The 25,712-nt window shown below is 53.1% G+C and carries 24 protein-coding genes and 4 tRNA genes; 22 read left to right on the top strand and 6 right to left on the bottom strand.

Annotation, left to right across the window (positions count from 1 at the left end):
- Positions 1 to 6: 6 nt before the first annotated feature.
- The 11 genes from pheA to ACJJI1_RS00560 all read left to right on the top strand — a co-directional run bounded on the left by pheA (position 7) and on the right by ACJJI1_RS00560 (position 12,465).
- Positions 7 to 1,110, top strand: coding sequence for a prephenate dehydratase (gene pheA / locus ACJJI1_RS00610; RefSeq protein ID WP_444958258.1), 1,104 nt, complete (start codon positions 7 to 9; stop codon positions 1,108 to 1,110).
- Positions 1,110 to 3,341: a bifunctional prephenate dehydrogenase/3-phosphoshikimate 1-carboxyvinyltransferase gene (locus ACJJI1_RS00605; protein ID WP_444958257.1), complete on the top strand. Its 2,232-nt coding sequence runs from the start codon at positions 1,110 to 1,112 to the stop codon at positions 3,339 to 3,341. The genes pheA and ACJJI1_RS00605 overlap by 1 nt, the downstream gene beginning before the upstream one ends.
- A 74-nt stretch (positions 3,342 to 3,415) precedes the next feature.
- On the top strand, positions 3,416 to 4,105 hold the full coding sequence (cmk, locus tag ACJJI1_RS00600) for a (d)CMP kinase (protein WP_444958256.1): 690 nt from the start codon (positions 3,416 to 3,418) through the stop codon (positions 4,103 to 4,105).
- A 168-nt stretch (positions 4,106 to 4,273) separates the two neighbouring features.
- The gene (gene rpsA, locus ACJJI1_RS00595; RefSeq protein ID WP_444914264.1) at positions 4,274 to 5,953 is read left to right on the top strand and encodes a 30S ribosomal protein S1; all 1,680 of its coding nucleotides are present in this window, start codon (positions 4,274 to 4,276) and stop codon (positions 5,951 to 5,953) included.
- A gap of 141 nt (positions 5,954 to 6,094) precedes the next feature.
- Entirely contained in the window at positions 6,095 to 6,403 is a 309-nt protein-coding gene (gene ihfB, locus ACJJI1_RS00590; RefSeq protein WP_282932044.1) for an integration host factor subunit beta, read from the top strand.
- A gap of 85 nt (positions 6,404 to 6,488) precedes the next feature.
- Entirely contained in the window at positions 6,489 to 6,797 is a 309-nt protein-coding gene (locus ACJJI1_RS00585; protein WP_413662669.1) for a lipopolysaccharide assembly protein LapA domain-containing protein, read from the top strand.
- 1 nt (position 6,798) lies between these two features.
- Complete coding sequence (gene lapB, locus ACJJI1_RS00580; protein ID WP_444907757.1) at positions 6,799 to 7,992, top strand: lipopolysaccharide assembly protein LapB; 1,194 nt, start codon at positions 6,799 to 6,801, stop codon at positions 7,990 to 7,992.
- A gap of 70 nt (positions 7,993 to 8,062) precedes the next feature.
- On the top strand, positions 8,063 to 8,770 hold the full coding sequence (gene pyrF / locus ACJJI1_RS00575; RefSeq protein ID WP_444936272.1) for an orotidine-5'-phosphate decarboxylase: 708 nt from the start codon (positions 8,063 to 8,065) through the stop codon (positions 8,768 to 8,770).
- Positions 8,771 to 8,911: 141 nt separating this feature from the next.
- Positions 8,912 to 9,220 carry a ComEA family DNA-binding protein gene (locus tag ACJJI1_RS00570; RefSeq protein ID WP_444907759.1) on the top strand — a complete coding sequence of 103 codons (309 nt, stop codon included), beginning with the start codon at positions 8,912 to 8,914 and terminating at the stop codon, positions 9,218 to 9,220.
- 357 nt (positions 9,221 to 9,577) lie between these two features.
- The gene (locus ACJJI1_RS00565; RefSeq protein WP_444937378.1) at positions 9,578 to 10,459 is read left to right on the top strand and encodes an MraY family glycosyltransferase; all 882 of its coding nucleotides are present in this window, start codon (positions 9,578 to 9,580) and stop codon (positions 10,457 to 10,459) included.
- Between the two features lie 53 nt (positions 10,460 to 10,512).
- The gene (locus ACJJI1_RS00560; RefSeq protein ID WP_444958255.1) at positions 10,513 to 12,465 is read left to right on the top strand and encodes a polysaccharide biosynthesis protein; all 1,953 of its coding nucleotides are present in this window, start codon (positions 10,513 to 10,515) and stop codon (positions 12,463 to 12,465) included.
- Between the two features lie 121 nt (positions 12,466 to 12,586).
- On the opposite strand, the gene ACJJI1_RS00555 is transcribed toward ACJJI1_RS00560, so the two are convergent.
- Both ACJJI1_RS00555 and ACJJI1_RS00550 read right to left on the bottom strand, forming a co-directional pair.
- A tRNA-Asn gene (locus tag ACJJI1_RS00555) sits at positions 12,587 to 12,662 on the bottom strand.
- A 46-nt stretch (positions 12,663 to 12,708) separates the two neighbouring features.
- A tRNA-Asn gene (locus ACJJI1_RS00550) sits at positions 12,709 to 12,784 on the bottom strand.
- A gap of 241 nt (positions 12,785 to 13,025) precedes the next feature.
- Here ACJJI1_RS00550 and uvrB point away from each other — a divergent pair.
- The 11 genes from uvrB to ACJJI1_RS00495 all read left to right on the top strand — a co-directional run bounded on the left by uvrB (position 13,026) and on the right by ACJJI1_RS00495 (position 23,318).
- Complete coding sequence (uvrB, locus tag ACJJI1_RS00545) at positions 13,026 to 15,035, top strand: excinuclease ABC subunit UvrB (RefSeq protein ID WP_444958254.1); 2,010 nt, start codon at positions 13,026 to 13,028, stop codon at positions 15,033 to 15,035.
- A 176-nt stretch (positions 15,036 to 15,211) separates the two neighbouring features.
- Positions 15,212 to 15,288 (top strand) — tRNA-Val (locus tag ACJJI1_RS00540).
- Positions 15,289 to 15,398: 110 nt separating this feature from the next.
- Positions 15,399 to 17,327, top strand: a complete 1,929-nt coding sequence (thrS, locus tag ACJJI1_RS00535; RefSeq protein ID WP_444925433.1) for a threonine--tRNA ligase — start codon at positions 15,399 to 15,401, stop codon at positions 17,325 to 17,327.
- Between the two features lie 21 nt (positions 17,328 to 17,348).
- Entirely contained in the window at positions 17,349 to 17,894 is a 546-nt protein-coding gene (gene infC / locus ACJJI1_RS00530; protein ID WP_444898242.1) for a translation initiation factor IF-3, read from the top strand.
- Positions 17,895 to 18,040: 146 nt separating this feature from the next.
- The gene (gene rpmI, locus ACJJI1_RS00525) at positions 18,041 to 18,235 is read left to right on the top strand and encodes a 50S ribosomal protein L35 (RefSeq protein ID WP_020413351.1); all 195 of its coding nucleotides are present in this window, start codon (positions 18,041 to 18,043) and stop codon (positions 18,233 to 18,235) included.
- A 36-nt stretch (positions 18,236 to 18,271) separates the two neighbouring features.
- A complete protein-coding gene (gene rplT, locus ACJJI1_RS00520) occupies positions 18,272 to 18,631 on the top strand; it encodes a 50S ribosomal protein L20 (protein WP_108733840.1) in 360 nt (119 codons plus the stop codon).
- 193 nt (positions 18,632 to 18,824) lie between these two features.
- A complete protein-coding gene (gene pheS / locus ACJJI1_RS00515) occupies positions 18,825 to 19,838 on the top strand; it encodes a phenylalanine--tRNA ligase subunit alpha (RefSeq protein WP_108733839.1) in 1,014 nt (337 codons plus the stop codon).
- A gap of 129 nt (positions 19,839 to 19,967) precedes the next feature.
- The gene (pheT, locus tag ACJJI1_RS00510; protein ID WP_413662663.1) at positions 19,968 to 22,343 is read left to right on the top strand and encodes a phenylalanine--tRNA ligase subunit beta; all 2,376 of its coding nucleotides are present in this window, start codon (positions 19,968 to 19,970) and stop codon (positions 22,341 to 22,343) included.
- Between the two features lie 129 nt (positions 22,344 to 22,472).
- On the top strand, positions 22,473 to 22,778 hold the full coding sequence (gene ihfA / locus ACJJI1_RS00505) for an integration host factor subunit alpha (RefSeq protein ID WP_108733837.1): 306 nt from the start codon (positions 22,473 to 22,475) through the stop codon (positions 22,776 to 22,778).
- Positions 22,759 to 23,127, top strand: coding sequence for a MerR family transcriptional regulator (locus ACJJI1_RS00500; RefSeq protein WP_108733836.1), 369 nt, complete (start codon positions 22,759 to 22,761; stop codon positions 23,125 to 23,127). Before ihfA ends, ACJJI1_RS00500 begins: the two co-directional genes overlap by 20 nt.
- Positions 23,128 to 23,241: 114 nt before the next feature.
- Positions 23,242 to 23,318: transfer RNA gene (locus tag ACJJI1_RS00495), tRNA-Pro, on the top strand.
- A 99-nt stretch (positions 23,319 to 23,417) separates the two neighbouring features.
- On the opposite strand, the gene ACJJI1_RS00490 is transcribed toward ACJJI1_RS00495, so the two are convergent.
- From ACJJI1_RS00490 to ACJJI1_RS00475, 4 genes are read right to left on the bottom strand one after another with little or no spacing between them, the layout of a single operon-like run.
- A complete protein-coding gene (locus ACJJI1_RS00490; protein WP_444897931.1) occupies positions 23,418 to 24,635 on the bottom strand; it encodes a site-specific integrase in 1,218 nt (405 codons plus the stop codon).
- Between the two features lie 14 nt (positions 24,636 to 24,649).
- Positions 24,650 to 24,934, bottom strand: a complete 285-nt coding sequence (locus tag ACJJI1_RS00485) for a hypothetical protein (protein ID WP_444958253.1) — start codon at positions 24,932 to 24,934, stop codon at positions 24,650 to 24,652.
- Between the two features lie 8 nt (positions 24,935 to 24,942).
- Entirely contained in the window at positions 24,943 to 25,401 is a 459-nt protein-coding gene (locus ACJJI1_RS00480; protein ID WP_444958252.1) for a hypothetical protein, read from the bottom strand.
- A gap of 31 nt (positions 25,402 to 25,432) precedes the next feature.
- Complete coding sequence (locus tag ACJJI1_RS00475; RefSeq protein ID WP_444958251.1) at positions 25,433 to 25,693, bottom strand: hypothetical protein; 261 nt, start codon at positions 25,691 to 25,693, stop codon at positions 25,433 to 25,435.
- Positions 25,694 to 25,712 lie beyond the last annotated feature (19 nt).

Raw genomic sequence — 25,712 nt, 5'->3', positions numbered from 1 at the left:
AAACGAATGGCAGAGGAAACTGTGAGTGGTGACCAGCGACTGCTGGAGCTGCGCAATCAGATCGATAGTATTGATGGAGAGATTGCTCGCTTAATTAGTGAGCGGGCTCGCTGCGCCCTGGAGGTTGCAGAGGTTAAGAAAGCTACTGGCGAGGATGCTCTCTATTATCGGCCGGAGCGTGAAGCACAAGTGCTGCGCAAGGCTATGGAGCGCAATAATGGTCCGCTGACTGATGAAGAAATGGCGCGACTGTTTCGCGAAATTATGTCGGCCTGCCTGGCCTTGGAAGAGCCTGTCAAAGTGGCCTACCTGGGCCCTGAGGGTACCTTTACCCAGCAGGCGGCATTAAAGCACTTCGGCAACTCTGCCCAGAGCCGGCCGCTGGCGGCAATTGATGAAGTTTTCCGTGAAGTAGAAGCAGGTGCCGTCAGTTACGGTGTTGTGCCGGTAGAAAACTCTACCGAAGGGGTGATCAACCACACCCTGGACAACTTTATGCACTCCAACCTGAGTATCTGCGGTGAGGTGGAGCTGCGTATCCATCATCACTTGATGATCTCAGATGTAACGCGCCCAGAGTCAATCACTCGTATTTATTCCCATGCGCAGAGCCTGGCGCAGTGCCGCAAGTGGCTTGATGCCCATTATCCCAATGTGGAGCGTGTTGCAGTTGCCAGCAATGCGGATGCGGCCAGGCGCGTTAAGGGTGAGTGGAATGCTGCGGCGATAGCTGGCGATATGGCAGCGGAACTCTACGGACTGAAGGTACTGTCGGAGAAAATAGAAGATCGCCCGGATAATTCCACCCGCTTCTTGATTATTGGTACCCAGCAAGTGCCTGCGAGTGGGGATGATAAGACCTCATTGATGGTGTCAATGCGCAATGAGCCAGGTGCTCTGCACGATCTCCTGGAGCCGTTTCGTCGCTACAGCGTCGATTTGACCCGGGTAGAGACCCGACCATCGCAGTCTGGCAATTGGACCTATGTGTTCTTTATCGATTTTAGCGGCCACCGCGATACCCAGGGAATTGCCGAGGCGCTAAAAGAGGTTGGAGGCTGTGCCTCAGATTTGAAAGTGCTGGGTTCCTACCCTCGCGGAGTGCTGTGATGGCGCAAGCTCAAATTGGCCGACTGCTGGTTGTTGGGATCGGTTTAATTGGGGGGAGTTTTGCCCTTGCACTGAAAGCTGCCAGGGCTTGCCGAGAGGTTATCGGGGTCGCTCTGGAAGAGAGTGTCTGCGATGAAGCAAGGGCGCTCGGTATTGTTGATCGGGCCAGCACCAGTCTCGAGCTGGTATTGCCGCAGCTGGAGCCGGGCGATTTGGTGTTTGTGGCTGTGCCGACACTGGCGATTGAGTCTGTATTCGCGCAGCTGAAAGAACACCTGCCGGCGGGAGTCACTGTGACAGATGGTGCCAGCGTAAAAGGTAGCGTGGTGACAGCGGCAGAAAAAGTGTGGGGGAGTGCTCCAGATTTTCTGGTGCCAGGGCACCCAATCGCTGGTTCTGAAAAAAGTGGTGTTACCGCGGCGAGAGATGACCTCTATAGGGATCACCGCATTATCCTGACGCCGCTTGCGAATACAGGGGCTGCTCATTTGCAGCTTGTGGAGCGAGCATGGCAGGCCGTGGGAGCTGAGCCCCTGACAATGTCAGTGGAGGAGCACGACGAGGTTCTGGCTGCTACGAGCCATCTTCCCCATGTCATTGCTTTTAGCCTTGTGGACACTTTGGCCCACGATGCGGAAAACGAAAATATCTTCCGCTATGCGGCGGGAGGCTTCCGTGACTTTACTCGTATCGCTTCCAGTGACCCGATTATGTGGCGAGATATTATGCTCGCCAATCGGGATGCCATCTTAAAGGCCATCGACCTATATAGCCTCAACCTTTCTTCCCTACGCGACGCTATTGCCTCCGGTGATAGCGCTGCCCTGATGGGGGTTTTTACTCGCGCCAAAGCGGCACGGGATCACTTTACCAAAATGTTGGCAAAACAAGCGTATTCGGAACCTATGCAAGAACAAGAGATTACTTTTATCGTGCAGCCGGGCAAGGCTGTAAATGGCAAGCTCAGGGTGCCGGGGGACAAATCCATGTCGCACCGCTCAATTATGCTGGGCTCCCTGGCCGAGGGAGTTACAGAAGTTGAGGGCTTCCTGGAGGGTGAGGATGCACTGGCAACCCTGCAGGCTTTCCGCGATATGGGGGTCGTAATTGAGGGGCCGGACAATGGTCGGGTTGTAATTCATGGCGTGGGTCTTAATGGCTTGCAGGCACCGCCCGGACCGCTATATCTCGGTAACTCCGGGACCTCCATGCGCCTGTTGGCTGGATTGCTTGCCGGGCAGGATTTCGACGTAACACTCACTGGTGATGAGTCCCTGTCAAAGCGCCCGATGAATCGCGTGGCTAACCCCCTGCGTGAGATGGGTGCAAATATTGAGACTGGCCCGGAAGGCCGTCCGCCGCTTTTGATTAAGGGGGGGAGCGCGTTGAAAGGGATTGATTACCCGCTGCCGATGGCCAGTGCCCAGGTGAAATCAGCGGTATTGCTGGCTGGGCTCTATAGTGAGGGTCAAACGTCTACCGTTGAGCCGGCGCCCACTAGAGATCATACCGAGCGCATGTTGCAGGGCTTTGGTTATAAGGTGGAGCGGGATGGTGCTCAGGCTAAGTTGGTGGGCGGTGGCTCACTGAAATCCTGTCGCATCGATGTGCCTGCCGATATTTCTTCAGCTGCATTCTTTATGGTTGCTGCCGCTATCTCTCCCGGTTCCGATGTTGTGCTGGAGCATGTGGGGGTCAATCCCACCCGCGATGGGGTTATCAATATCCTCCGTGCAATGGGCGGCAATGTTGAATTGCTGAATATGCGCGAAGTGGGCGGTGAGCCGGTGGCGGATATTCATGTTCGCTATGCGCCCTTAAAGGGAATTCGCATCCCTGAGGATCAGGTACCCCTGGCGATTGATGAGTTTCCCGCATTGTTTGTTGCGGCAGCTTGTGCAGAAGGTGAGACCGTCCTGACTGGTGCGGAGGAGTTGCGGGTCAAAGAGAGTGACCGGATTCAGGCGATGGCAAATGGCTTGATTGCACTTGGGGTAAAAGCTGAGCCAACACCGGACGGTATCGTGATCCAGGGCTGCAAAGAGGGTGCGGTATTTTCTGGCGGCACCGTCGATAGCTTGGGGGATCACCGTATTGCTATGGCGTTTGCAGTGTCATCGCTGCGCGCAAAGGATACAATCCGCATCCTTCACTGCGCCAATGTGGCGACTTCATTCCCGAACTTTGCCGAACTGGCAATGGGTGCGGGTCTCAAGTTGCAGTTGGCGTGACACGGGCATTCAGGTTTGGGCGGTTGTGGTTCGCTTGAGTGCATCCGCCAGAGATGTTGAGTTGTAAAGAAAATATGAGTGATACAAACGGGTTGCCACCAGTAGTTACCATTGATGGTCCCAGTGGTTCGGGTAAGGGAACCATTGCAAAGCTTTTGGCTGATCGCTTGAGCTTTTCCTTGTTGGACTCCGGGGCCCTTTATCGGGCTGCCGCTTTGGCCGCACTTAATAAGGAAGTTGATCTCTCCAATGACAAGCGGCTGACCGAATTGGCGAAAGACCTCGATGTGCGCTTTACCGTGAGTGCCGGTCAGTTGCAGGTGTGGCTGGAAGAGCGTGATGTCACCGCAGATATCCGTATGGAGCGGGTAAGTATGGCCGCTTCCAAGGTCGCGGCAATTCCCGGAGTGCGGGCAGCGCTGCTGCAGCGCCAGCGGGACTTCCGCCAGGCCCCCGGCTTGGTTGCCGATGGTCGGGATATGGGCACTAACGTGTTTCCCGACGCGCCGGTCAAGGTTTACCTAACCGCCAGCGCTGAGGAGCGCGCTAACAGGCGTTTCGCTCAGTTGCAGGAGAAGGGGGTTTCTGTTAGCCTCCGCGACCTGCTGGAGGACATCCGTGCCCGAGATGCGCAGGATATGAATAGAAAAGCCTCCCCCCTGGCTCCCGCTGAGGATGCGGTTGAGCTGGATAGTACGGGGGTGAGTATCGATGAAGTCCTCGGAAAAGTGCTCGATTTGGTTCAGGACCGCATTTTATCCTGAAGTTCGGGCAGTAAATAGTTTTCTAACGACAGCGGCCGGGATCAGCCAGAATCGCCCGGCCGTTATCGTAATCCGACCCGCGTGCTGGCAGCGCGGTTGGGGTCGCGGCTGGCGGTTGACTAGACTTAACAGTTACCAACGGCTGGACCCAGCACTATAGGTAATGTAATGAGCGAGAGCTTTGCTGATCTATTTGAAGAGAGCCTGAAAAGCGTTGAAATGGCACCGGGCGCAATTGTTACTGGTGTTGTAATCGACGTAGATAAAGACTGGGTTACCGTTCACGCGGGCCTGAAGTCTGAAGGCGTTATCCCTGCTGCACAATTCGCCAACGATAAAGGTGAAGTTGAGCTGCAGGTGGGCGACGAAGTACAGGTTGCCCTGGAAGCTGTAGAAGACGGTTTCGGTGAAACCCGTCTGTCCCGCGAAAAAGCCAAGCGCGCTGAAGCCTGGAAAATCCTCGACGCAGCTCACGCAGCTGACGAAGTGGTTAAAGGCGTTATCAGCGGTAAGGTTAAAGGTGGCTTTACTGTTGATGTTGCCAATATCCGTGCGTTCCTGCCCGGCTCTCTGGTTGACGTTCGTCCGGTTCGCGACACCGCGCACCTGGAAGGTAAAGAGCTCGAGTTCAAAGTTATCAAGCTGGACTCCAAGCGCAACAACGTAGTTGTTTCCCGCCGCGCCGTTATGGAAGCTGCCACCTCCGAAGAGCGTGAAGCTCTACTGGAAAGCCTGCAGGAAGGCATGAGCGTCAAGGGTATCGTGAAGAACCTGACCGACTACGGTGCTTTCGTAGACCTGGGCGGCATCGACGGCCTGCTGCACATCACCGATATGGCTTGGAAGCGCATCAAGCACCCGAGCGAGATCGTGAACGTTGGCGACGAGATCGAAGTAAAAGTACTGAAGTTCGACCGCGAGCGCAGCCGTGTATCCCTGGGCCTGAAGCAGTTGGGCGAAGATCCTTGGGTATCCATCAAGCAGCGTTACCCAGAGAACAGCCGCGTGAAGGCGGTTGTAACCAACCTGACCGACTACGGCTGCTTTGCCGAGCTGGAAGAAGGTGTGGAAGGTCTGGTACACGTTTCCGAAATGGATTGGACCAACAAGAACATTCACCCGTCCAAAGTTGTCCAGGTTGGCGACGAGGTAGAGGTGATGATCCTGGATATCGACGAAGAGCGTCGTCGTATCTCCCTGGGTATCAAGCAGTGCCAGGAAAATCCGTGGGATGCCTTCGCGCGTAAATTCGCTAAGGGCGACAAGATTTCCGGTAAGATCAAGTCCATCACTGACTTCGGTATCTTCATTGGTCTCGACGGCAGCATCGACGGTCTGGTTCACCTGTCCGACATCTCCTGGAACGAAGCTGGCGAAGAAGCTGTTCGCAAGTTCAAGAAAGGCGACGAAATCGAGACTGTTATCCTGGGTATCGATTCCGAGCGTGAGCGCATCTCCCTGGGTGTCAAGCAGTTGGAGTCCGATCCGTTCTCCGACTACGTTACCACCAGCGATCGCGGCAGCATCGTTGTAGGTACTGTTAAGGAAGTTGACGCTAAGCAAGCAGTAATCATCCTGGCGGACGAAGTAGAAGGCGTACTGCGCGCTTCTGAAATCAGCCGCGACAAGGTTGAAGATGCTCGCAACGTTCTGAAAGAAGGCGAAGAAGTAGAAGCTAAGATCACCAGCGTGGATCGCAAGAACCGCGTGATCAGCCTGTCTATCAAAGCCAAAGACCAGGACGACGAGAAGCAAGCTATCAAGGATCACAGCAAGAAGCAGTCTGAACAAGTTCAGCCCGCTACTATCGGTGACCTGATCAAGGCTCAAATGAATAACAAAGACTAATCGTCTTTGAGTGTTCATAGCTCCAAATGGATCATTTGGAGCGACCCGAAAGCCGGACTGGGGTTGCCCAGTCCGGCTTTCTATTAGATGATTGGTGCTCTACTCCAGAATAATCAATGACTTACAAAGGTTGCGGAGCGCATGACCAAGTCCGAACTGATCGAAAGGATTGCGTTGAGGTTGGATCAGCTGCCAGTTAAGGATGTAGAGCTGGCGGTGAAAGTGGTGCTCGACACCATGTCAGATGCCCTGTCCCAGGGTGAGCGTATAGAGATACGCGGCTTTGGTAGCTTTTCTCTTCACTATCGAGCCCCGCGTACGGGCCGGAACCCCAAAACTGGGGATGCGGTTGATCTCGCCGGGAAATATGTCCCGCATTTCAAGCCTGGCAAAGAGTTGCGCGACAGAGTGAATCGAAGTATGCACGATGAGGCGAGTATCGAAGTATGATTAGATTCCCTGGCAGCAGTATAAATACTGCCATTAGAGCTTCGTCGTTAATCGATAAAGTTTTTTGTGGAACGTGGAGGTTCCCTTGTCATTTTTGCGTTGGCTGACACGCATCGTCTATGGGGTCGTCGCCCTGCTTTGCATCGCCTTGGGGATTTATTTCGCAGTTGCCAATCCGGAGACTATCAAACCAAATATTGTGGGCTATCAACTGCCGGCGGGAAGTGTAGGCTTTTGGTTGATTGGTTTCTTGTTGCTGGGGTTGTTGCTGGGTTTTGTCGTTAGTCTGCAGCCTGTTTATGCCAAGCGTCGCCAAGTGCGGTCGCTCGAGAAGCAATTGAAGAAAATGGAGCGGGAATTACACACCGCCCACCGCAAGGCTTCTGGAGACTGATTTGCTCGATTTTACCTATTTCTTTTTCCTGCTTGCGGCAATCGCGATCGGCTGGGTGCTGGGGCGAGGCAGCGCCAAAAAGAAAGTGGCGGATTATAGTGAGCAAGAGCATGCGCTGGTGAGGTCTTACGCCCAGGGCTTAAACTATTTATTGAGTGAGCGCCACGACGATACCATCGATAAATTTATTGACTCTCTGGAAGTAAGTCAGGCTACTTTTGACACCCACCTGGCTCTTGGAAGTCTGTTGCGCCGAAGAGGAGAGTACGATCAGGCGATTCGAGTCCATCAAAATTTACTCGGGCGCCCGAGCTTGTCCAGGGTTAGTCAAAACAAAGCTCAACTTGAACTTGCCTGTGACTATATTTCTGCTGGCTGGCTGGATAGAGCTGAACGTCTGCTACAAGAGCTGGTTGAGACCTCTCAGGAGTTAAAGGCTGTTAGCCTGGAGCGTCTGATTGAAGTCTACCGGGATGAAAGGGAATGGGCTAAAGCGATTCATGCTGTAAACCTATTGCATGGCCGACGGTTCAAGCGCCTCTCGGCTGACTGGGCCCCGGTTCAAGCTCATTTTTGTTGCGAATTGGCAGAGGAGTCAATAGCGGCAAAGGATTACCTAAGTGCGAGGAAGCATATCGATTCTGCCTTGAGTTATGAGCGCAGCTCAGTGCGGGCAAATTTGCTGTGGGGTCGCCTCGAATATCTGCTTGGCAAGCCGAGAGAGGCCATTAAGGTTTTACAGCGGATCCCCAAGCAGAGTCCGGACTATATTCCTGAAATCCTTGAGTTGTTGATTACTTGTTATGGGGATTTAGGGGATGGCAAGGGGTTGGATCGCTATCTTGAATCCCTTTTGAAAGAGCACCCCTCTAATAGCGTATTGATTGCCCTGGCTGAGCGTATTCAGCAGCAGGATAGCGAGGCTGCAGCGGCCGCATTTATGGGGAAGCAGCTGGCGCTGCGCCCGTCTTTGAGGGGGTTGGGACGCTTTCTCGACCTCCATATTGATAGTACAGAGGGTAGGGCGAGAGAGAATCTCTCTCTGCTCAAGACGCTAATCGATCAGCTAATAGCGAGCCGCCCTCACTACCGGTGTAGCAATTGTGGGTTTTCGGGCAATCAGTTGCACTGGTTGTGCCCGAGCTGCAAGCACTGGGATTCGGTACGCTCCGTTAAGGGGATTGAGGGCGAGTAAAGTAATGACTGTCCTATTCACCGGGCTGGCGGCTTGGTCGGGACGGCTTTTGAAATAAATGAGGTTTTTCTTGCAGTCTAAAGTTTCTTCTCCGGTTATCGTTGCTCTGGATTACGACAATGCTGAGTCTGCACTGGCAATGGCAGATCAGCTCGATCCGTCACTGTGTCGGGTCAAAGTTGGTAAGGAGCTGTTTACTGCTGCTGGTCCAGACCTGGTGAAAACGCTGGTTGACCGGGGCTTCCAGGTATTTCTGGATCTTAAATTTCACGATATCCCCAATACTGTTGCGAAGGCTGTTAAAGCTTCTGCGAAATTGGGTGTATGGATGGTTAATGTTCACGCAAGTGGTGGTGAGCGGATGATGTCGGCTGCTGCCGAGGCTCTGCGGGAATTTGGCGAAGATAGGCCTCTATTAATTGCGGTTACCGTACTTACCAGCACAACTGAAGAGGAGCTGGCTGCAGTTGGTGTGGCTGCTCCGCTGGAAAAGCAGGTGTTGCACCTGGCCTCTCAAGCTAAATCCTGCGGTCTCGACGGTGTAGTCTGCTCCGCACGGGAGGCCCAACTGCTGCGAAGTGAATGCGGAGCCGATTTCTCCCTGGTGACGCCAGGAATTCGTCCCGCGGGCTCTGATGCCGGGGATCAGCGACGCACTTTGACGCCTGCTGAAGCTTTGGCGCAAGGTTCTGACTATTTGGTTGTGGGTCGTCCCATCACCGCGGCTTCTGAACCCCTAGCGGCCCTAAAGTCAGTACTGGCTGAAGTGGCAGATTAGGATGGTTATCTTGCTTCGCAGCTTGTAATGATGTGTAATTAGGCCTGAGCCGACAGAAAGTCGCCTGTTGATATCATGGCGTTGCTTAGGGGAGGTAATTGCAGTCCCAAAGTGAAACTGATAATTCACTGGGAGTTGACCATGAAATTGACCTACCGATTGTTTTCTGTTGTTTTTGCACTAGCTGTTTCGCTCTTTCTAAACCCCTCTACATATGCGGAGGAGTTGGAGAGTGTTGATGCCAAGGAAGTTGTGCTGTCAGTCAATGTTAATAGTGCTTCAGCCATTGAGCTTGCTGAGAAATTGGATGGTATTGGCGAGGCGCGAGCGCAACTGATTGTTGAGTATCGAGAAGAGCACGGCCCGTTCACATCTGTAGAGCAGTTGTTGAATGTTAAAGGTGTAGGTGCAGCAACCCTGGACAAGAACAGGGGTATAATTCGGCTCTGAAGATTTACGGGTCCCGACTGGTAGGTCCATAGTTGCCTCCGGTCGGGGTTTTGAGTTGATAGACAAGAGAGTCGCGATAGATGAGCCCCCTTGGTACCGTTCAACTGCTTCCCCCGGTAAGATGTAATTCTTGGATTACATTAGTCACAAAGCTTCGTAATTTATTGTGTTCTGTCCCCCGCTCTGATCTTCCTTTAATCATTAGCGAATGTTCTCTGCTTGGACGACCTCTAGGGTTTCCCTTTAGGGGTGTGTAGAAAGTTGTAATTGCTTGCGGTGCAAATATTTGTCTGTGTTAAGAGTGGCTGGAGGGATTGGCTTGCGTGAAAGTGATAAGGGGTTGGTTGGTTGAGTAGTGTGGCTTGGGAGTGGGTAATTCCACTGTTGCTTGCTGTGGTTACAAGCTATGGCGCTACATCGGTGTTTATTGTAAGAATGCGCAATTTTGCGCTCGACATACCAAATAATCGCTCGATGCACTCGGTGCCGGTTCCTCGTACAGGTGGGTGGGCTTTCCTGCTTGGCTGCTTGGTCGCGGTAGTTGCTAGCCCACTTGATTTGTCCCCGCTGGTTTTGGGGGCGTTTGCGTTACTGTTAGCTGTGTCCGCCCTGGATGACTTGAGGAGTGTGGCTATACATTTTCGCTTTTCAGCTCATCTTCTGGCGGTAGCCTTGCTGTTAATTGCGCTACCGGGAGGGTTGGACTGGTGGCTCTACCCAATATTCATTTTGGCTGGAGCCTGGGCTATCAACCTCTATAACTTTATGGATGGGATGGATGGCTTGGCGGGGTCAATGACGCTTATCGGCTTTTCTTCTCTGGGGTTAGTTTGCGCTTTAAATGGGGACGCTGAGCTAGCTTGGCTCTGTGCACTGCTGGCTGTATGTGCGTCTGTTTTTTTGGTCTTCAATTGGCCTTCGGCGAAGATTTTTTTGGGTGATGCCGGTTCAACAGGTATAGGTTTGGCGGTGGTTGCTGTCAGTTTGTATGGCTGGCAACGGGGAGCGTTTGAGCTTTGGATGCCGGTGCTAATATTTGCACCTTTTTGGCTGGATGCTACTTACACGTTATTAAAGCGAATGTTGGGCGGTCAGCGTTGGTGGGAGGCCCATCGCGAGCACTTTTACCAAAGATATGCGATTCGGGTTGGAGCAAAAAAAGCGCTCGTTGTGCAGTTGGGCGTGATGTTGCTCTTCTCTTCAGCGGCATTAGCAGTTGCTGTATTTGAGAAGGTCTGAGTAGCCTCTGTAGAGGATGGTTTTTTGTTTGTAGGTAGATTCCGGGGAGTCATGTGACAAGGGTTTGGCGAGGCGTAAAGAGAATCCAAAAGCCTGTATTGATGTTGGCATTTGATATGCTGATGTTAAGTTTGGCCTTTCTGCTGGCTATGGCAATCCGGCTCAATGGTGTCGCTCAATTTCTTGAGTGGCGAATGTTTGCTTGCCTGGGGTTAACATTAGTTGCTACTAGTTTTATTTTCTTGCGGCTCGGTTTGTACCGGACGATTATCCGGTACATGGGGCAAAAAGCTATTATTGCGGTTCTGCAAGGGGTAACCCTTTCTGCAGTGATGCTGGCACTCTTTTCCTACTTGACCACCGCAGGGGTTCCTCGTTCTGTCCCTGTGATCTATTGGTGCTTTGCATTTATTGCCGTGGGTGGGTCTCGCTGGTTGGTCCGCCTTTACTATCAGACAGCGCTTGAAATTCATAAAACCCGGGTGGCCATTTATGGTGCTGGTACTGCGGGTCTGCAAATGTATAAGGCGTTGGTTCATGGGCAGCTATATAAGCCCGTTGCTTTTTTTGATGATAACGCCTCCAAACAAAAGACATTTATTGATGGGTTGCTGGTGTATAACCCTGCAGACATGCTCGAAGTCGTTGGGGGTAAAGATATTGCAGAAGTTATTTTGGCTATGCCGGGAGTGCCCAGGCGCCGCCGCAGGGAGATAACCAAGGCGCTCAGAGAGCGAGGTCTGGTGGTAAAGGCGATTCCTGGAGTGGAGGAGCTGCTCGACGGTGTGGGGCGAGCAGAGGATGTCACGCAGACCTATGAGAATATCCTGGGGCGCGCTCCTGTTGAGCCGCAGAAGGAGCTTGTTTCTGGCTCCATCAGCGGCAAGGTGGTGTTGGTCACTGGTGCTGGCGGGTCTATCGGGTCAGAATTGTGTAGGCAGATATCGCAATGGAAGCCTGCCAGGCTAGTTGTTGTTGAGTCTTCTGAATATGCTCTCTATCAGATAGAACGCGAGCTGCGACAACAGCACCAGGATGATGGGGTTCAGTTTGAAGTAACCGCGTTGCTTAGTGATGTGCGCAATGCTGAGCGTATGGCGGAAATTATCCAGGGCTTCTCCGTGCATACGATTTATCATGCGGCCGCATACAAGCATGTGCCCTTAGTTGAGCAGAATGTTGTTATTGGTGCCGATAATAATATTCTGGGAACTCTCTCTGTGCTTGAGGCCGCTGAGCAGTGTGGGGTTGAGCAGTTTGTGCTTATCTCCACTGATAAGGCTGTCCGGCCAACCAATGTGATGGGGGCCACTAAGAGATTTGCTGAGCTAATTTGCCAAGACTTTGGTCGTCGCTTTAACAGAATGCGTGTGTGCATGGTCAGGTTTGGCAACGTTATCGGCTCCTCCGGTTCAGTAATTCCTCTATTTACGGATCAGATTAATGCCGGTGGTCCGGTAACTGTAACTCACTCAAAAGTAACCCGTTACTTTATGACGATTCCCGAGGCGGCCCAGTTAGTGTTGCAGGCTGGGAGTATGGGGCGCAATGGGGATGTATTTGTTCTCGACATGGGTGAGCCGGTGCGCATCTACGATCTGGCTGAGCGCTTGATTCGTTTGATGGGGCACACGGTAAGGGATGAAGAGAACCCTGATGGCGATATTGAAATCCAGCTCACTGGATTGCGCCCTGGGGAGAAATTGTACGAAGAATTATTGTTGGGGGATAACGTGCTGGGCACGGACCACCCAATGATTATGCGCGCCGAAGAGGAGCGTCTCGACAGTGAGGCTTTGCAACTTCTGGTTTCGGAGCTCAGGGATGCGTGCGGCTCTCATGATTGCGAGCAGGTCCGCAGGATTCTATGCCGAGCAGTAAAAGGTTATTCGCCCAAGCAGGGGTTGGTTGATGTTGTTTGGGCAAGGCAGGGGCAGGTGCGGAAACCGACTGGAGGGGCGACGGTAGAGAGGTTGCCTTTGGCCGGGGAGGCTGGTTCCCGTTAGTGCTTATTTTGGGCGGCTAACCAATATGGTTGGTCGCTACCTCACAATCTCTATGTAGATTAAAAATATTTGAACAGAAAAGAAAAAGCCCGGATAGATGGAATCTATCCGGGCTTTTGTTTGGCTCCGCCTGCTGGGCTCGAACCAGCGACCCAATGATTAACAGTCATTTGCTCTACCAACTGAGCTAAGGCGGAATTTAATCTAATTTATAGAGCGCAAATTAAGCTGCGCTTTGAAATTTGGCTCCGCCTGCTGGGCTCGAACCAGCGACCCAATGATTAACAGTCATTTGCTCTACCAACTGAGCTAAGGCGGAATATCTTTTCGGCCGTGCCGTTGAGATGGCGCGTATATTATAGAGCACTTCCGAACAGGTCAACCCCTTTTTTCATCTTTAACTAATTGATTTGTCAGGAAATTATTTTTTGGGGTCATGCGCAAAATGCCGCAGGTCAGAGTTGGGAAGGGTAGGACGCTATTCTCTTGTAATTGTGGGTCGTATGACGACAGCCTACAATCCTACGTTGCATGAATGATTAAGCGGTTGGGGGAAGTGTATGGAGTCGCGACCTTTTAAGGTGGAATCCAAGTATCAGCCAGCGGGCGATCAGCCTCTGGCGATAGAGCAGTTGTCAGAAGGGATTGATGATGGTCTGAGCCATCAAACGCTGCTGGGTGTTACCGGTTCGGGTAAGACCTTCACTATGGCGAATATTATTGAGCGCCTGCAGCGGCCGGCCATTGTGATGGCCCACAATAAGACACTGGCGGCTCAGCTCTACGGGGAGTTTAAAGAGTTTTTCCCCAAGAATGCGGTGGAGTATTTTGTCTCTTATTACGACTACTACCAGCCGGAAGCTTACGTTCCCTCTTCGGACACCTTTATCGAAAAGGATGCATCCGTAAACGAGCATATCGAGCAGATGCGCCTCTCGGCCACCAAGGCACTTATTGAGCGGCGCGACGTGGTTGTGGTCGCCACAGTTTCGGCAATTTACGGTTTGGGTGACCCCGACAAGTATTTGAAAATGGTGCTTCATCTGGATCGCGGTGATCTCGTTGATCAGCGCACTATCCTCAGGCGCCTGGCTGAGCTGCAATATACCCGCAATGATGCGGATTTCCGTCGCGCTACTTACCGGGTGCGCGGCGATATTATCGATATCTACCCGGCAGACTCCGATTTGGAGGCGGTGCGCTTGTCTCTTTTTGATGAAGAGATCGAAGAGATCACCATATTTGACCCGCTCACCGGAGAGCAGCTCAGGAAGGTGCCCCGGGTGACCATCTTCCCCAAGAGCCACTATGTGACGCCGCGAGAGACCATCGTCAGTGCCATCGATGAAATCAAAGATGAGCTGCGAGGGCGACTCGAGCAACTGCGTGGCAACAACAAGCTGGTCGAAGCGCAAAGGTTGGATCAGCGCACCCGCTACGATGTGGAAATGATGCAGGAGTTGGGTTACTGCAACGGGGTGGAGAACTATTCCCGCTATCTCTCTGGTCGTGAATCAGGCCAGCCGCCGCCCACGCTATTCGATTACTTGCCCAGCGATGCGTTGCTGTTTATCGATGAAAGCCATGTAACGGTGCCGCAAATCGGCGGAATGTATCGCGGAGACCGATCGCGCAAGGAAACCCTGGTGGAGTATGGCTTCCGCCTTCCATCGGCCCTGGATAATCGCCCCCTCAAATTTGAGGAGTGGGAAGGCTTGGCACCCCAGACGGTTTTTGTGTCCGCAACCCCAGGGGCCTATGAGCAAGAGAATGCGGGGCAAGTGGTCGAGCAGGTGGTGCGCCCGACAGGGTTGGTGGACCCGGAAGTCGAAGTTCGCCCAGCATTGACCCAGGTAGATGATGCCCTGTCTGAAATTCACCGTTGTGTGGATGCCGATCACCGAGTACTGATTACCGTATTGACCAAGCGGATGGCGGAAGACCTGACGGAATATCTCTCCGAAAGTGGTGTTCGTGTCCGCTACTTACACTCCGACATTGATACTGTCGAGAGGGTGGAAATTATCCGGGACCTGCGTATCGGCGAGTTTGACGTGCTAGTTGGCATTAACTTGCTGCGAGAAGGCCTGGATATGCCGGAAGTTGCCCTGGTGGCAATTTTCGATGCTGATAAAGAGGGCTTCCTCCGTTCCGATCGCTCGCTGATTCAGACCATTGGGCGGGCTGCGCGAAACCTGGAGGGGAGGGCGATTCTCTACGCGGACAAGGTAACTGGCTCTATGGAGCGCGCACTTGAAGAGACTCGTCGCCGCCGCGAGAAGCAGCTGGCCTTTAATAAGGAGCACGGCATTACTCCAAAAGGTATCCGCAAGAGTGTGGCGGATATTCTGGAGGGAGCGGTGGCCCCCGGCGTGCCGAAGAAAGGGCGCCGCAAAGTTGCCGAGGGTAAAGGTGAGTACAAGGTGGATGTCGAGGCCCTCACCGATAAGCAGCGTTGGGCCCGAATTGCCGAACTGGAAGAGCAAATGTACCAGCATGCGAAGAACCTGGAATTTGAAGCAGCGGCAAAATTGCGTGATGAGATTACCCACTTAAAAGGTGTGGAATAATCCTTGCTGAAGGGCGGGACTTGGATCTACATTTTGATAGTCCCGCACTGCCTTGTTGGTGCTTGGTCGCTCTTAAAAAATTTCACACAAAAGTTCAGTAAGTTGTTGAAAACACTGAAAAGCGGTGCTAAAGTTCGCGCTCTTCACAGCACAGGGTTCCCCCGCTGTAGAGCTTTAGACCCGTAGCTCAGTTGGTTAGAGCGCTGCCTTGACATGGCAGAGGTCGGCGGTTCAAATCCGCCCGGGTCTACCACCTTTCAAAAGGATGGATTGCCCATCCCGATCAAGAGTTCCATGAATAAATTCATGGATAGTTTCATGCGGTCTTTGGTAGGGATCGCCACTGAGAACAAAGGATAAACAATGCCCGTTGTTACTCTCCCCGATGGTTCCCGTCGAGAATTTTCTGCTCCGGTTTCCGTACACGATGTAGCCGCTGATATCGGCCCAGGTTTGGCAAAAGCCGCACTTGCTGGCGTTGTAGACGGCAAGGAAGTCGATACCAGTTACGTTATTGATACCGACGTAAATCTGGCAATTATTACTGATCGTCAGCCTGAAGGCCTGGAAGTGATCCGTCACTCCGCAGCGCACTTGCTGGCACAAGCAGTTAAACAGCTGTACCCGACAGCCCAGGTCACCATTGGCCCGGTTATCGATGATGGCTTCTACTACGATTTCGCCTACGAACGTCAGTTTACGCCAGAAGATCTCGAGAAGATCGAAGAGCGTATGGAAGTGCTGGCCAAAGAAGACATCACTGTCAGCCGCCGCCTGATGCCGCGCAAAGAAGCGGTGAAATATTTCCGCGAGATGGGCGAAGAGTACAAGGCTGAGATTATCGACAGCATCCCCAGTGATGAAGATATTTCTCTCTACCGCCAGGGCGACTTTGAAGACTTGTGTCGCGGTCCCCACGTACCCTCCACTGGCAGGTTGAAAGCGTTCAAACTGACCAAAGTGGCCGGTGCCTACTGGCGTGGCGACTCCAACAATGAAATGTTGACCCGTGTTTACGGCACTGCCTGGGCCAACAAAAAAGAATTGAAAGCTTACCTGCGTCGTATCGAAGAGGCAGAAAAGCGCGATCACCGCAAGTTGGCGAAGAAATTTGACCTTTTCCATATCCAGGAAGAGGCGCCCGGCATGGTGTTCTGGCACCCGAACGGCTGGACCATTTACAGCACTATCGAGCAGTACATGCGTCGCCGCCAGCGCGAATTCGGCTACAAAGAAATCAAGACTCCACAGCTGGTAGATTTCAGTCTGTGGCGTAAGTCCGGTCATGCCGATAAGTTCGGCGATGACATGTTCACTCTGACCAGTGAAGAGCGTCAGTTCGCCATTAAGCCGATGAACTGCCCTTGTCACGTACAGGTATTCAACCAGGGCCTGCGCAGCTACCGCGACCTGCCGTTGCGTCTGGCGGAGTTTGGCTCCTGTCACCGCAGCGAGCCCTCCGGTTCCCTGCACGGCCTGATGCGCGTGCGCGGCTTTGTGCAGGATGATGGCCATATCTTCTGTAGCGAAGACCAGATCCAGTCAGAAGTTTCTGACTTTATGGATCTGCTGCACTCCGTTTATAAGGATTTCGGTTTCCAGGACGTTATCTACCGTCTCTCCACTCGCCCGGAGAAGCGCGTAGGTTCCGATGAGAGCTGGGATAAGGCTGAGAAAGCCCTGGCCGACGCACTGGATGCCGCTGGCCTGCCGTGGGAAGAGCTGCCGGGTGAAGGCGCCTTCTACGGACCGAAGATCGAATTCTCCCTGAAAGACTGTCTCGGCCGTGTATGGCAGTGCGGTACCATTCAGGTGGATTTCTCCATGCCGGGCCGTCTGGATGCCCAGTTTGTAGCGGAAGATGGCTCGCGCCAGTCCCCGGTAATGCTGCACCGTGCAGCCCTGGGTTCCTTCGAGCGCTTTATCGGAATCCTGATCGAGCACTACGAAGGCGCGTTCCCCACCTGGCTCGCGCCGCAGCAGGTGGCGATCATGAATATCACCGATCGCCAGGCCGAATATTGTCGCAATTTGCAAGATCGTTTGGGTGAGCTGCAATACCGCGCCACAGCTGACTTGAGAAACGAGAAGATCGGCTTTAAAATCCGCGAGCACACGCTTCAGCGTGTTCCTTATCTATTGGTAATTGGCGATAAGGAAGTAGAAAGTCAAACCGTGGCAGTACGTACCCGTAGCGGTGAGGATCTTGGTACAATGACGTATGAGTCATTCCTCGAGATCCTCGAGCAAGACGTGAATCGTCGCGGTCGTTTGACAGAAGATAATGCATAACAACTTGGCAACTGGGAGACCATAGCTATTAAACGAGACACTAAGGGACGGTCCAAAAAGGCCCGCATAAACGATCAGATTGAAGCGTCAGAAATCCGCCTGATAGGCGCTGATGGCGAACAGGTAGGCATTGTCTCCCTGGATGAAGCGCTGGAAGCTGCACAGAAAGCTAGCTTGGATCTCGTTGAAATTGCCTCGGACTCCACGCCGATAGTCTGTAAGATCATGGACTACGGCAAGCACGTATTCGAAGCTAAAAAAGCTAAGAATGCCGCCAAGAAGAAGCAGAAGCAGCAGCAGATCAAGGAAATGAAATTCCGCCCGGGCACCGATGTCGGTGACTACCAGATCAAGCTGCGCAACCTGGCCCGCTTCCTGGAAGCGGGTGACAAGGCCAAAGTATCCCTGCGTTTCCGTGGCCGCGAAATGGCTCACCAAGAGCTGGGCATGGAAATGATGCAGCGCATCGAAAAGGACCTTGAAGAGCTGGGCACCGTAGAGCAGCGACCGAAAATGGAAGGTCGTCAAATGCTGATGGTGATTGCTCCGCTCAAAAAGAAAAAGTGAGGTCTGGGGAAGTCATTCCCGGGATCTCCTTTGAGAAGTGGTTGGGCGACGGCTGCCTCCCCACTCTCGCAGTGCCGGTAACTTCGGTTGTCGGCAGTTACTAAAGGTGCCTGTTTTACAGGCGAATATTAACTTTGGAGTACAAAATGCCGAAAGCAAAGACTCATAGTGGCGCTGCCAAGCGCTTCAAGAAGACGGCTGCGGGCTACAAGCACAAGCACGCTAACAAGAGCCACATCCTCACCAAGATGACCACCAAGCGCAAGCGTCAGCTGCGTGGCACCCAGACTATGAACAAGTCTGATGCTGGTCTGGTCGATCGTATGCTGCGCGCCAAGTAATTGGCCCAAATCGCAAAGGTTTAAGAGGATAGAAGTATGGCCCGTGTAAAACGTGGTGTAGAGGCGCGTCGTCGTCACAAGAAGATTCTGAAGCAGGCTAAAGGTTACTACGGTGCGCGTTCACGCGTATTCCGCGTTGCCAAGCAGGCAGTAATTAAAGCTGGTCAGTACGCATACCGTGACCGTCGCGTTAAAAAACGTAACTTCCGCGCTCTGTGGATTACTCGTATTAACGCCCAGTCCCGTGCTGAAGGCCTGAGCTACAGCCGCCTGATCGCAGGTCTGAAAAAAGCGGACATCGCACTGGATCGCCGTGTACTGGCTGATCTGGCTGTTTACGATAAAGTCGCTTTTGCTGCCGTAGTTGAAAAAGCTAAGGCAGCCCTGGCAGCGTAAGCTGTCACTTCAGTTGTAAAACTGAATACTCAAAATAGGGAAGGGCTGTAGTGGCCCTTCCCTATTTTTTTATGGAGTTTCCGCTATTTTTTACCGGTGGCGGTGCCTGGGGAAATTCCCTCCGGTACAGAAAGTACCGGCCGAACAAAGCAGAAAAAATTAATCGAAGTTGGATTCAAACGGGAACAGTTCGATGCAAGATTTGCAGTCCCTCACCGAGCAGGCTATGGAGCTGGTGGAGAAGGCCGATGGCCTCGCCGCGCTGGATCAGGTGCGTGTTGATTACCTGGGCAAAAAGGGCCAGCTGACGGCACTGCTGAAAGGCCTTGGCAAGCTGTCGGCTGAGGAGCGTCCGGCGGCGGGTGCCAAGATCAACGAAGCCAAGCAGCAGGTTCAGGAAAAAATTAACGCGCGCCGCAATATGCTGGAGCAGGCCGCCATCAATGCGAAGTTGGCCGAAGAGACCATTGATGTCACTTTGCCGGGACGCGGCGAAGAGCAGGGCAATGCCCACCCCATTACGCGCACCTTAAAGCGCGTGGAAGAATTCTTTGCGAGCATTGGCTTCTCTGTTGAGAACGGCCCGGAAGTCGAACAGGACTACTACAACTTCGAAGCGTTGAATATTCCCGCGCACCACCCCGCGCGCGCGATGCACGACACCTTCTACGTGGACCCCACCACCGTACTGAGAACCCACACCTCCTCAGTGCAGATCCGCACCATGGAGAAAAAGTCTCCACCGCTGCGTATTATCTGCCCGGGCCGCGTATACCGCTGCGACTCCGATGTCACCCACTCGCCCATGTTCCACCAGGTAGAAGGCCTGGTAATCGGCGAGAACATCAGCTTCGCCCACCTGAAAGGCACCATCGACCAATTCCTGCGCGCCTTCTTCGAAGCGGAAGTACCGGTGCGTTTCCGTCCGTCTTACTTCCCGTTCACCGAGCCTTCCGCAGAAGCGGACATCCAGTGTACCGCCTGTTCCGGTGAAGGCTGCCGCGTATGTTCCGGCACCGGCTGGCTGGAAATTCTCGGCTGCGGCATGGTGCACCCGAACGTCTTCGCCGCCTGCGATATCGACAGCGAAAAATACTCCGGCTTTGCCTTCGGTATCGGTATCGAGCGCCTCGCCATGCTGCGCTACGGCGTCAACGACCTGCGCTTGTTCTTCGATAACGATCTGCGCTTCTTGAAACAGTTCTAAGCCAAGTGACAGCGCGAATGGCAATGGCCCTTCGCAACAGCAGTCGAATTGTGGAGGCCTGGGAGGCGAAATAGCCCCAGGCGAAATGCGCACCAAGTTGCGCTGACGGAATACAGAAAGAGATCAACTATGAAAATCAGCAACTCCTGGTTGCGGGAATGGGTAAACCCGGAACTCACCACGCAGGAACTGGCCGACCAAATCACCATGGCCGGCCTGGAAGTGGACGGTATAGAAAAAGTTGCGGGCGATTTCTCCGGAGTGGTTGTCGGTGAGATTGTCGCCTGTGAACAGCACCCGGATGCGGACAAGCTGCGCGTGTGTAAAGTGGCAGGCCACCCCGACGGTGAAATGCAGGTTGTATGCGGTGCTCCCAATGCGCGCACCGGAATCAAAATTCCTTTTGCCCTGGTAGGCGCCAAGCTGCCGGGCGATTTTAAAATCAAGAAAGCCAAGCTCCGTGGTGTAGAGAGCTTCGGTATGCTCTGCGCACAGACCGAACTGGAACTGGGCGAAGACAATGACGGTATTTGGGAGCTGCCAGAAGACGCACCCACCGGTACCGATCTGCGCGAATACTTGCAGCTGGATGATGAGACCATCGAAGTGGATCTCACCCCGAACCGTTCCGACTGCCTCGGTGTTGCCGGTATTGCTCGCGAAGTGGGTGTATTGAACCGCTGCGCCGTTCAGGGCCCGGAAGTTGCTCCGGTACCCCAGCAGATCGACGAGAGCATGCCCGTATCCCTGCTGGCCGAAGCCGCCTGCCCGCGCTACGTAGGTCGTGTGATTCGCAATATCGATATCAAAGCGGTAACGCCTCTGTGGATGCAAGAGCGCCTGCGTCGCAGCGGCCTGCGCAGTATCGATCCGGTAGTGGACGTTACCAACTACGTACTACTGGAACTGGGCCAACCCATGCACGCCTTCGACCTGGAGAAACTCTCCGGCGGCATCAAAGTGCGTATGGCAGAAGCCGGTGAAGAGCTGACCCTGCTGGACGGCCAGGAAGTCAAACTGAAAGAGGGCACCCTGGTAATTGCCGATGAGGAAAAACCTCTGGCGATGGCCGGTATTATGGGTGGCCTGGATTCCTCCGTGACAGCGGGCACCCAGCATATCTTCCTGGAGAGCGCCTTCTTTAGCCCGCTGGCCATTGCCGGCAAGGCTCGCTCTTACGGCCTGCACACCGACTCCTCCCACCGTTTCGAACGCGGCGTGGACTACCACCTGCAAGAGAAAGCAGTGGAGCGCGCTACCCAGCTGCTGCTGGATATCGTTGGCGGTGAACCCGGCCCGGTACACGTGCGTGAGCTGACTGAAATTATGCCCGCCGAGCGCCACATTACCCTGCGCCGTGCGAAAGTAGAGTTAGGCCTGGGCATCAAACTGGCCGATGACGAAATCGTCGATATTCTCACCCGTCTGGGCCTGGAAAAAATCGACCAGAACGACGAAGGCTGGACCTTCCTCGCCCCCAGCTTCCGTTTCGATATCGCCATCGAAGCAGACCTGCTGGAAGAGCTGGCCCGTGTATACGGCTACAACCGTATCCCCAGCGAAAGCTTTACCGCCGAGCTGGAAATTGCCCCGCGCCCGGAGAGCACCATTGCCCAGGACAACCTGGAGCAAACCCTGCTGAGCCGTGGTTACTACGAAGCGATTACCTTCAGCTTTATCGATAGCGACAGCGCCGCGCTGTTTGATCCGGAAGCCGATCCGGTGGCCCTGCAAAACCCGATCAGCGCCGAGCTGGCGGTTATGCGCACCACCTTATTGCCGGGCCTGTGCAAAGCGTTGCAGTACAACCTGAATCGCCAGCAAAACCGCGTGCGCCTGTTTGAAACTGGGCTGCGCTTTGTGCCGGGTGCCGAATTGCACCAGGAGCAAATGATTGCCGGTCTCGCTTACGGCAGCCGTTACGCAGAAAACTGGACTGGCAGCAAAGACGCCGTGGACTTCTTCGATGTGAAAGCCGATGTAGAAGCCCTGTTGGCTCGCACCGGTGTAGCCGATGAGTTCCGCTTTGTTGCTGGCCAACACCCCGCGCTGCACCCCGGGCAAACCGCCAAGATTATGCGCGGCGACCGCGAAGTAGGGGTTATTGGAGCCCTGCACCCGCAGTTGCAGAAGAAGTTGGACCTGTCCAAGCCCGCGTTCGTATTTGAACTGAGCCTGGAAGCGATCGGCGAGGGTAAAACCCCCGCTTTCCGTCCGCTGTCCAAATTCCCGGAAGTACGCCGCGATCTGGCCCTGTTGATTGATGCAGAGGTTCCTGCCGCCAGCCTGGTGGAAACTGCTGTCGAAGTTGCAGGTGAAACCTTGACGGACCTCAAGATATTTGATGTCTACCAGGGCAAAGGTATTGATTTAAATAGAAAAAGTGTCGCTTTGGGGTTGACGTTTCAGCATTCGTCACGCACCCTTAATGACGACGAAATCAATGCCGCTGTAGATGCGGTGGTCGGAAAACTAGAAGAAAAATATAACGCTAGTCTGCGCTAGTAGAGCATGATGCTCTCGGGTGCAGGCTGAATTGCACCCCGAGAGCGTCTGCTACCGGGTTGAAAGCCGCCGCGGTTTGGGCCGCTTCCGATCTGGAGTCGACGCCTCTGAATCAATTGGTAGGATCCAATGACAGAGGCACTGACCAAGGCCGGGCTCGCCGAGAAACTGTACGAAGAGCTGGGCTTTAACAAGCGCGAAGCGAAAGAGATCGTCGAATATTTCTTCGAGGAGATCCGCAATGCGTTGGAAAGTAACGAGCAGGTCAAGCTCTCCGGCTTTGGCAATTTCGACCTGCGCGATAAAAGCCAGCGTCCCGGTCGCAATCCCAAGACAGGTGAGGAAATCCCCATCTCGGCCCGCAGGGTAGTCACTTTTAAACCCGGGCAAAAACTCAAGACACGAGTAGAAGAGCATGCTGGAACCGAGCAATAACGCTCAGCTGCCTGCAATCCCCGGTAAGCGCTATTTCACCATTGGTGAGGTGAGTGAACTGTGCGCCGTTAAACCCCATGTCCTGCGTTATTGGGAGCAGGAATTCCCCCAGCTGAAACCCGTCAAACGTCGCGGCAACCGCCGTTACTACCAGCACCAAGATGTCATCATGATCCGCCAGATTCGTGCGCTCCTGTACGAAGAGGGCTATACCATTGGTGGAGCCCGCCAGCAGATCGAAACCGGCAGCGAGCGGGCAGAGGTGGTACAGCTACAGCAAGTACTGCCAGAAGTGATCGCAGAACTAAAGGACGTGGTGGCCCTGTTGGAGGGGAAAAATAATTTATAAAAAACTGTAAACCTGGGCTTGCAATCCAGCCGCACTCAGGTATGATTCACGCCACATCGAGACACGATGTCTTTAAAAATCAATCACTTAGCGAAGTGAACGATTTTTTAAAATCGGAGCGTAGCGCAGCCTGGTAGCGCACCACACTGGGGGTGTGGTGGTCGTCGGTTCAAATCCGGCCGCTCCGACCATCTTTCTTCATATCTCATGCGGCTTTCAGCCAATTTTCGAGATTGAGCGTACAAAAACCAATTCTCAAGCGTACAAAAACCCCGTACAAAAACTCTCAATCACTTCCGCATCAGTAATTTCGGGTCGATGCTGATACCCACTTCTTTGTATTCTCGCTCATGCCCTCCGAGATAAAACTTCTCAGTAATTTCCGCATCCGTATGGGCGCATATTTCTGCAATCTCTTCCGGGCTGTGACCGGATTTCTTGAGCAGGTGAGAGGCTAGGGCGCGCACCTCGTGAAATGTCGGCCTGGCACTGCTGGGTAAGTCCTGGCGAACCTCTGCGGCGTCTCGTGCATCTTTAAATTGGTTTGATAGCCTTGCTGGCATCAATCTACACCAATGCTCATCTTGCTTCGCTCGGGGTTGTCTTTTCTTTGGTTGATATGAAACTGCAAAAGGGCATCGGTAGTTTTGTAGGGAGAGCTGTCGGGCTTGGTTAATTACTTGACGTAATCCAGGGTGATGATTGTAAGACCAACGCAAATATGTAGCCCTTTCTTCGCCGCGTTGATTAATTGATTTCTCTACACCTTTATCAATCCCTGCATCGGTTACATGCTTGTCCAGCCTTAAGCTGCACACATCACCGCGGCGCATAGTTGTAAGCAGTGATAAATCCATAGCAATTTGCAGACCTGTATAACCCAGCTCGCCAGCTGCGTCGTGTATGCGCCAAAAATCTTGCAGGGTAAGCCGTTGACGTACCTTTTCCGGTCGTTGCCTTGGAATTAATTTAGGGGCTTCGTCACTGGTGTTAAATGGATTAAATGTAAGTTTTGGAACCGAGCCCTCCAGCATTAAATAATTAATGAAGCTGCGCAGGGCAGCACGGCTATTTCGTTGGGGATGATAATCTTGCGATTCCCACCAGTCGCGAACCATTGTCAGCGTTAGCTCATGCGGCATAGGGTTTTTAAGCTGTTCGCACATACGCTCAACATAGCGGCGCTTTTGGCTCCAGCGTGCAGCTGTGGCCTGTTTGGGGTGGTTTAGTTCCATCCAGGCAACCCAGTCGCTGTAGCGGTCCAGCAGGCTTCCTGCTCGCGCAGTCCAAACGGTATCCGTTGTTGCTGGCTGACGCTCATAGAGGTCGCGCTGTCGGTTGGCTTGTTTTGCCTGACGAATCGCTTCGGCTGTTGTGCCGTGGAATGTGAGACTAGAGCCATCTGGGCGTAAATAGCGCCAATAGTTTGCCCGCTTTTTGGGGTCGGTATAAAGGTTTTCTGGCAACTCCAGACCGTCTACATATCTAGGTTTTTTTGGTCTAGCCATTATTTTCTTCCGTGTTATCTGCGTGCGAGTAGCGGTGAGATTGGCTCTGCTTCTACCGCTGTCCGCTCTTCCGTGCGTATTGTGTAAGGGTCATGAAACCCATTTCGGTAAATATATAATCTATCGCCTAACCAGCGCCCAGCAACTTCACCAGTTGAAACCCACTTTATAACGGTCTCGCGTGCGGGCTGGGTTCCGGCAAAGCTCTCTCTAACCCAATCTTTCCAGTACATCAGTTGATTGATGCTTTGGGGCGCCCTTTGCTGGCCGCCCTCAACAACTCCGGATTGTGCTTTCATACCGTCACCTATGATATGGCTGAGTTGGATTCCGCAGGATTGCAATCAGGGCAGGGCTCCGAATATCCACATGGATGTTCTTGTGTTATTCCACCGATTTCACCACGCCCGCAGCATGTACTGCATGAGCCATTATTTATTTCATAAAGTGGGGTGAGGTCCGTTAAATGGCCATCATCGCGTGACATCGATTCAATGCTTGCAGTCTGCTCTGCTTCCTCTTTTGAGGGAAAATATCTATATGACGCTCTTCTGGTGCCGGTATCTCTCATGCGCCAGACAGCTAAGTTATATTCTGTGGGCCTGTTTCCAGTTGATTCAGTGGCCACCTGAAACTGCGAAAACATCCAGTGCAAGAATTCATTAAATTCTGGGTCGTAGAAAGTAAACCCTTCGCTGGTTCCGGCTATTTCTTTAGCCTTTTCTCTCCATTGCTCCAGGAGGTCTTTGTATATTGGGTGTCCCATTGCATATCCCTCGCTTATTTACTTTTATTACTCACGCTGCAAACGGATAAATATGAACTCCCTCTACCTGCAGCACATCGGGGGGGGTAATCTCTTTTGCAGATACAGCCCCTTTGTTTTGTCTTCTTAACTCCGCTACTACAGCACGCTGAATCATTTGGAATTTATCTGACTTAACCGCGACTCTTTCGGGTTTCCGGTTTTTTAAAACCTGGAATGCAGAAAGGAATTTTTTTACTTCTGCTACTACTGCTGTTGCCTGCTTATTGAGAGGTAGTTTTGAAATTTCCATGTGAACCCCGTTAGAGGCC

The organism is Microbulbifer maximicatervae (SeqCode) (assembly GCF_052467065.1).
Note: the sequence above shows the minus strand (reverse complement) of the source record. Positions and strands in the feature narration are given on the sequence as shown.